Source organism: Pseudomonas sp. CM25, from assembly GCF_013179705.1.
Taxonomy (GTDB): domain Bacteria; phylum Pseudomonadota; class Gammaproteobacteria; order Pseudomonadales; family Pseudomonadaceae; genus Aquipseudomonas.
Window position 1 is genome coordinate 1 of the sequence record NZ_JABMCW010000730.1, and the last position, 564, is coordinate 564.

The following is a 564-nucleotide window of genomic DNA, read 5'->3' on the forward strand; positions in this document are numbered from 1 at the left end:
GCGCGCTGTTCTCGCATGCCTTGCTGGGCGGCCTGGGGAGTGAGTTCGCCGCCAGCGCCGGGGGCGCCGCGAGCCTCTCGCCCGCCGCCGTGCATGCCCTGCCTGCAGCCTTGCAACAGACATATTTGCAGGCGTTTTCAAGCGCCATGCATGGGGTGTTCCTGTTGGCCGGGATGATCACCAGCGTGGCCTTCGTGCTGTCCTGGCTGCTGCGCGAAGTGCCACTGCGCAAGGCCAGCCAAGGCTGACTTGCTCCAGGCGTTCAGCCAAGGGCCACCGGCCTCGGTTCGCTATTTGCGCTTGTGTGGCCCGCTATCCACTACAACCGGACTATCCTGTTAAACGGGCTTTCCGCCCAATGGAGGTGTGCCATGCGCACGTTCACGTGGAGTTACCTGCTGGTGCTGTCGTGCTTGGCATCTGTCGCCCAGGCGCAGTCGGTGGTGCCGCTCAAAGGCCAGAGCAGCCAGCAGACGCAACTGGATATCAACGATTGCAATACCGTCGCCACCAACGCTGCGAACAGTACGGCGGCGTCTGGCGGTGCCCATGTCGGTGGCCGGG

At 64.4% G+C, this 564-nt stretch carries 2 pseudogenes; both read left to right on the forward strand.

Annotated elements, in window-relative coordinates:
• Positions 1 to 248: pseudogene (locus tag HP546_RS30985) on the forward strand (EmrB/QacA family drug resistance transporter); the annotation flags it as partial.
• Positions 249 to 371: 123 nt separating this feature from the next.
• Positions 372 to 564: pseudogene (locus tag HP546_RS30990) on the forward strand (hypothetical protein); the annotation flags it as partial.